At 59.2% G+C, this 6,204-nt stretch carries 5 protein-coding genes; 2 read left to right on the top strand and 3 right to left on the bottom strand.

Going from position 1 to position 6,204, the window contains the following annotated elements:
* A partial coding sequence (locus EN925_RS18630; protein ID WP_164894272.1) for a tetratricopeptide repeat protein occupies window positions 1–610 on the top strand: 610 nt, incomplete at its 5' end.
* A 368-nt stretch (window positions 611–978) separates the two neighbouring features.
* On the opposite strand, the gene EN925_RS18625 is transcribed toward EN925_RS18630, so the two are convergent.
* Both EN925_RS18625 and EN925_RS18620 read right to left on the bottom strand, forming a co-directional pair.
* Window positions 979–1,680 (bottom strand): Crp/Fnr family transcriptional regulator, encoded by a 702-nt coding sequence (locus EN925_RS18625; protein WP_024505426.1) that lies wholly within the window; start codon window positions 1,678–1,680, stop codon window positions 979–981.
* A gap of 162 nt (window positions 1,681–1,842) precedes the next feature.
* Window positions 1,843–2,124 carry a hypothetical protein gene (locus EN925_RS18620; RefSeq protein ID WP_024505425.1) on the bottom strand — a complete coding sequence of 94 codons (282 nt, stop codon included), beginning with the start codon at window positions 2,122–2,124 and terminating at the stop codon, window positions 1,843–1,845.
* Between the two features lie 380 nt (window positions 2,125–2,504).
* Here EN925_RS18620 and EN925_RS18615 point away from each other — a divergent pair, with 380 nt between their 5' ends.
* Window positions 2,505–3,377 (top strand): FkbM family methyltransferase, encoded by an 873-nt coding sequence (locus EN925_RS18615; RefSeq protein ID WP_024505424.1) that lies wholly within the window; start codon window positions 2,505–2,507, stop codon window positions 3,375–3,377.
* 101 nt (window positions 3,378–3,478) lie between these two features.
* On the opposite strand, the gene EN925_RS18610 is transcribed toward EN925_RS18615, so the two are convergent.
* On the bottom strand, window positions 3,479–5,785 hold the full coding sequence (locus EN925_RS18610) for a mannose-1-phosphate guanylyltransferase/mannose-6-phosphate isomerase (RefSeq protein WP_127366461.1): 2,307 nt from the start codon (window positions 5,783–5,785) through the stop codon (window positions 3,479–3,481).
* Window positions 5,786–6,204 lie beyond the last annotated feature (419 nt).

Raw genomic sequence — 6,204 nt, 5'->3', positions numbered from 1 at the left:
CGCCAGCATCGCTGGATGGTTCGAGGCGACCGCCTCATCGGGCGATCTGATTGCAGCGTTCAACCTCGGCCTCTGCTTTGCCGAGGGCGTCGGCGTGCGAAAGGACGAGGAGCAAGCTGCCCGATGGGTGAGGCGGGCAGCCGAAGGCGTGGCCGATGCGCAATATGCCTACGCGCGAATGCTTCAGGATGGGCGCGGCGTGGCTGCCGATCTGAAACAAGCCCGTTGCTGGTTTGAGCGGGCGGCCAATGCTGGCATGGTCGACGCGCAGGTGGCGTTTGCCGAAATGCTTCTCAACGGACGTGGCGGCGCCTGTTTGCCTCAGGCTGCCGCGCAGTGGTTCAAGCGGGCAGCCGCAGCCGGGCACGCCGGGGCTATGTTTGCGATCGGTGCCCAGTACGCGAATGGCCAAGGTCTGTCCTTCGACCCGGTCGCAGCGCAGAAATGGTTCGCGGCCGCCGCCGAGCGGGGACATGGCTATGCCCAACTCATGCTCGGGGGCTATCTCTGCAATGGTCGTGCCGGGGAACACAACCCGGTAGCAGGCCGCCTTTGGCTCGAGCGAGCATTTGCGCAGGGTGTTCAGGAAGCGGCGAATGAACTCTCATAGTTTGCCTCGAAGGCTGGCTCTGCGGGGGCCATAGGTCTGGTGGAAGAGCTACGCTCTGTTTAGGATCCGAGCACCGAGCGCCAATTATCGCTCCTGATTGTGGTCCTTAAATTGGGCCGAGCGGACTCGCCGCTGCAGCGGGACGCCAAGGACGGTGTCGTTTAGGCAACCGCGAAGAGATCGCGCCAAGAAACCGAGATTGAATTGGCCGGCGCCTGGCCAGCGGACGCCAGTCGGGATAGGGAGCGGGCCACACGGAACAGATCCGCCGCCGGAAAGTGGATGCTGCCCGGAAAAGCCCGTCCTCGATCTTGCCCGATGGCCGCTACCGGGGAGCAAGATTGCTTGCCATCGCATGCCGGGACGTCTCAACCGTCGACATATTCCTGCTCGAATCCAGCAAACTTAGTCAGGCCCTGCTGATCGAGCACACGAACGTGGCCCTGCCGAAATTCGAGAAACTTGCGCTCGCGCAGTTCCCGCAGCATCCGGTTGACATGAATGGGAGTGAGTCCCAGTGCGTCCGCCAGATCGTACTGGGTGAGAGGGCATTCATAGCTGTTGCGCGTGACAGAGCCGATTCGTTCCAGACGCGTCATCAGTTCGAGGAAGAGATGCGCCGTCCGCGCCAAGGCGCTGCGTCGTCCCACATTGGTCAGATGTTGAGCGACAACCGCTGCATTGTGCACGAGGGTTTCGAGAACAAGGGAGAACAGATGGGGCGACTGCATGGCCGCAACGGCAAATGTCTTGGTCGAAGCCACCAGAACTGAAATTTCGGTTTGAGCCACAAACGTTTCAAGAGCCCTGCCCGAGTAGGACTGAGGTAGGACGATGTCGCCTTTCAGTGCAAAATCTAGAATCTGTCGCTGCCCGCCGGCAAGTTCATGAGAAATGCACCCCCAGCCCGACTCGACAATGAACATGCGATCGCAATCCTCGCCCTGATTGACGATGACCGTCTCCGCCAGATAGCGCTTCGGCGTGAATCCCAGCCTTTTGATCAGCGCCGTATCGTCCTCATACGACAGGCGTTTTTCATTCCCGCGCAAAAATGGATGTGGCGTCATTCAGAAGCAACCCCGCCCAACTACTGCCCGAACTACCTCCCTCGCATACACCGTACATTAAAATTGATGTGAAGAATATGCTCCAATGCACTATCGATGACGTGGCAACGGCAGTTTTGGTTGAAGATAACAAGTTTTTCCCGGTCGGCCGATGGCGACAGGTTAAGTCTTATTTCTCTTGAAATTTTCCCGCATGGAATCGACTATTTCGCTGGCGACGAGGCAGCTGCGATTGTCCGCTTGCTCGGCGGCATTTCGTAACGTCATCGACGCGTCCTTAAGTAGCCCTCTAATCTCTGCTGCTGACAAAAGCTCGGACGCTTCGAGTTCCAGCAGCACGGATTCACTCACGTGCAGCGCAGCAAGCGCCACCGCTCTAGGCCTTGTGGCAAGCAGTTTCAGAAGGTCACTGCTGGGTCTCGCACGGACTTTTTTTTTGGCCATCGTTGCGTCTCAACCGTTCGGACAAGATGGTTCACGTCTCAAAGTTACAACGCCTTGACGAATTAACCGCATTTCCATGATCGGGAGAGGTCGTTCAATGTGGCGTCAGGCATCTTCCCAAAGCATACTATCCCGCTTTGAGGCAGCGACACAGAGGCAAGTGCTACCGAATTTGCCGTAGCTACGACGTCCCTATCACCTTGCGGTACCTTGCTGATAAGCGGCGCAGGAAGCATGCCTACGACCGAACCGGGGAGGGCATGATGGCAGGAATATGCATGCGGGGGGTGTGTGCGGGCAATTTGCTTCGGTGGCGAGCCGGCCTGGCTACTCCCTAAGGGTGTATGGAGATTGGCACATCCTCAGGTGATACTGCGACGATGAACCGGACGTTCTACGCCAAGCTCTATCACATTGACGGGCTCGCGCGCGCCATCGGCTGGAGGAAACTGGTCTCAGTACTCCTTCGCCGCGCACTCGGGATCGGCTCGGCGATGAAAGTTCGCTGTGGCGATCATGAATTGCTGATCAGGCCTACCGACAGCGACTTGTTTGTCATGTCACAAATTTTTGGGCACGGCGAATATGAAATTGGAAAGGGTGGACAGAGCGCGCTCAACCGGCTCGCGGCAGGATGGAGACGGAGGGGGATCATACCCGTTATCGTGGATGCCGGCGCTAACGTTGGCTACTCGTCGATTTTCCTCAGAGACCAGTATCCTGATGCTGTGGTGATGGCCATCGAACCGGATCGCCAAACGCATGAAGTCTTACTCTCGAACTGCGCCGGTCTAGAGCGGATTATGTCTGTTTACGGCGCACTCTGGTGCCACGAGGGCGAAGTTGCACTTGTCAACAGCGAGCGCCCATCGTGGGCACGGGGCGTGGCAGACGGAGAAGGCGTGCCGTCGGTCACCTTACGGGGCCTTCTTGCCAGACTGCCCAAGGCGAAATTGCTGATGCTTAAGATGGACATTGAAGGCGCGGAGCTGGAGGCAACGCGAGACTGCGGCAAGGTCCTCAAGCATGTGCCGTGCATCATCGTGGAACCACACGACTTTATGTTTCCCGGCCGAGGCTGCCTCACTTTCGTCTACTCGCTTTTGAGCGGAAGGAAGATCGACAGCCTCGTCAACGGCGAGAACCTCATATTCATTGCCTCGGAACTCCTGGCAGCACCGGCAGCCTCACGGCGGCCGACGACCGGGGGAAAGCGAGCGTTGCCGGTGCGCGCGGCCAAGGCTGTGCCTTAGCGGCCGCGCCAGGAGCCGATATCTGCGGTCGTCAAGGTTCGGTGTAGACGACCTTCGCCAACTACGGTTCGGCACGAACACCGTATCTCAGGATCGTCGCATCAGGAGCGACCCAGTACCTGCCTCAAACCCGTCTTGCTCACGTCCGAAGCAGGAAGCGGGAAAGGTTCGACTTGGCCCGCGGTCTTGTCCAGATACTGCATCAATGCCGTCACCAGATGGTAGAAGATGCTCGCCGGCACCTCCGTTGCCAGTGACCTTCCGCGCTCGTCAATCCTGTCGATCCACAAGCCAAGCGGCGCGGGATCGATGTGCCATCTGAACAGGCGCGCGACACGGGCTTCGATCTCAGCTTTCAGGTCAGGCCCGCCAATGCCATCCAAGGCTACGGCTGCCTTGACGGCTTCGCATTGCGGCCAGCTGCGGGAGAGCCGGTCGAGAGGGATTCCCTGCCGCGATACGGCAGCAAAAGCCAGACCTGTTGTCCGGTTCAATCCACTGGCGACCGCCGATGAATAGAGCTTCCTTGCGTAGGCGACCAAGTCTTTCTGGCCGCTCGCTCGTGCGAAATCGACAAGGAGCGAAGCCCATTCGAAGTGATGCCCCGGTTCGGTCCACTGTCCTTCATCTCCCTGCAACGGCAACCAATCGGCGTCGAAACGTTCCCCAACCGTCCAGCTTTCCTGGTCGAAGAAATGGCTCCGGAAGAGATCGATGATGCGTGCTGCCCGACGCAGATATTCACGGTCGCCCGTGGCGCCATACCAGGCAAGAAATGATTCCAGCATGTGCATGTGTGGGTTCGAAGACCGCGCACCGTTCCAGCCGGGGCTCTCGAGGAACCCGGTCAGACTGTCGTGCTCGAGGTGGGCGTCGATGAAACGAAACGTCTGTTGTGCCAGTTCCAGGGCATCGTGGTGTCCGCATCGGTGAGCTTGAGCCAGCGCCAGGAGCACGCAGGCATGGTCGTAGGCGTCCTCGGTCGGGTCGGCCACGCTGCCGTTGGCATTGAGAGTTCGCACCCACCCGCCGCGGTTCGTGCGGCCGAATCTTGCGATGAAGTCGATACCGTGTTCGATGAGTTTGTCCGCCGGACCAGTCCAGCCACGTTCCTTGGCGACTGCGAAAGCGTAAATCTGGCGAGCCGCAGTGCGCATGCGCTTGGGTTTGCCCAATGGCCTCGCATCGAAGCCCAGGGCCTCATGGAAGCCGCCGTAAACATCGTCGACGCCAGCGGTGGACCACAGCGGCAGGGTTTCTTCGAAGAGCCAGTGCTCCACGCGCTTGCGCCATGAGCCACTGATGATGATCCGGTCTTCGGAGGCAGTAAATTTCGTTTCGAGGCGCCCGCTCTTCTCCAGCTGTTCGACGATTTTTTTCACGTTCTGGCTGTGGCTGACGGGTGCGACGAATACCGCATCTGGCGTCGCCACGATCGCAACATCCTTCATCCCGACCACGGTCAGCAGTCTGCCCTGGCTTCTGAAGTAAGAGTCCTGGCAATCGATGGCGACGATATCGCCCATTGTGACATTGCCGTTGCTGTCCGTGGGGCTGGCCTCCATTAGGGATTGCCATGAGCCAAGGTCGGTCCAGTGGAACGAGGCCCTAACCATTGCGATGTCGCGCGCATGCTCCATGATTGCGTAGTCGATCGAGGTCGAGGGGACGGCCAAGTAGAAGCCTTGTGTCAAATAAAGGCCCGAGACGTCGGTCCGCGCTCCCTTGTAAGCCCGTTCCGCGGCGTCCCAGATGTCGGGCTGGAACTCGAGAAAAGCCTCCCGCATGGTGTCGGCTCGAAAGAGGAAAATGCCGGCGTTCCAGTAGAATTGTCCCGAAGACATGTATTTGCGAGCCGACTTGGCGTTCGGCTTTTCGACAAAGCGCGAAACCGAGGCTACTGCGTCAGCATCTGCCGTGGTCTCGATGTAACCATATCCGGTTTCGGGATGCGTCGGCTTGATCCCGAACACGATGATCTTTCCTGAATCGGCGGCAGGCACGCCGGCCTTGACGGTTTCCCAGAATTGCGTTGTCGTCGATATCTGATGGTCGGAGGGGACCACGAGCACAAGGGCGTCGGCTCCATATTCGGAGATCGTTTGCAGGGTGGCTATGGCGACGGCGGCCGCGGTATTGCGGCCGACCGGCTCGAAGATCGGTCTGCCGCCGTTCAGGCCGAGCGGTACTAGGTCCGAGATAACGCGCTCGGCATGCCGTTCGGAGGCTATCAGGTAGATCGGCGTCTCTCCGTCCGGCCGCGCCTTAAGGCGACGAACAGTCTTGGCAAGCATAGAGCCATCCCCCGAAAGATCGTGGAATTGCTTGGGGTTGTCTTCGCGCGAGAGCGGCCACAGCCGTGAGCCGACCCCCCCGCTCATGACAAAACTTACGATCCGGTCAGACATGGTCCAATTCCTCTCAGAATGTCTGGTTGTAGGCTCCGACCTCTGGATTGCCGCCCAGCACGCCATCGAGAGCCTCGAGTATCTCTCGGCGCCGCTCTGGCGACACAGGCTTTCCACAACCAGGACGATCTCCGCTTTGTTCGACGACGCCCAGGCCCCAGGTGCCGTCCTGAAAGCCCGTGGCTTTGATCGGAGCACTGGTTTTGAAGGCGAATGTGTTTGGACTCGCGTGTCCGACTATGTTCACGGTCACGATTTCCGCTCCGCAGTTTAGCGCCAACAGTCGTAACACGCGCCGCACGTGGCCGCCTTCATGAATTCGAGTAGCCCTATCGCCCTAGCTGCCACCCCTCATCCAATATGAGCATGCCCGCCGATGACCGAAAGGATGTCTCGTGCAAGCATGAGAGTCTTGTATC

The sequence above is a fragment of the Mesorhizobium sp. M7A.F.Ca.US.006.04.2.1 genome (genome assembly GCF_004022915.1).
Lineage (GTDB): Bacteria > Pseudomonadota > Alphaproteobacteria > Rhizobiales > Rhizobiaceae > Mesorhizobium > Mesorhizobium ciceri.
The sequence above is the reverse complement of the archived record's forward strand: the minus strand, read 5'-3'. Positions and strand labels throughout refer to the sequence as shown.

Excerpts from the sequence above, each read along its gene's own strand:
- EN925_RS18620 (WP_024505425.1), bottom strand. The coding sequence starts at position 2,124 with ATGGCCAAAAAAAAAGTCCGTGCGAGACCCAGCAGTGACCTTCTGAAA.
- EN925_RS18625 (WP_024505426.1), bottom strand. The coding sequence starts at position 1,680 with ATGACGCCACATCCATTTTTGCGCGGGAATGAAAAACGCCTGTCGTAT.
- EN925_RS18610 (WP_127366461.1), bottom strand. The coding sequence starts at position 5,785 with ATGTCTGACCGGATCGTAAGTTTTGTCATGAGCGGGGGGGTCGGCTCA.
- EN925_RS18615 (WP_024505424.1), top strand. The coding sequence starts at position 2,505 with ATGAACCGGACGTTCTACGCCAAGCTCTATCACATTGACGGGCTCGCG.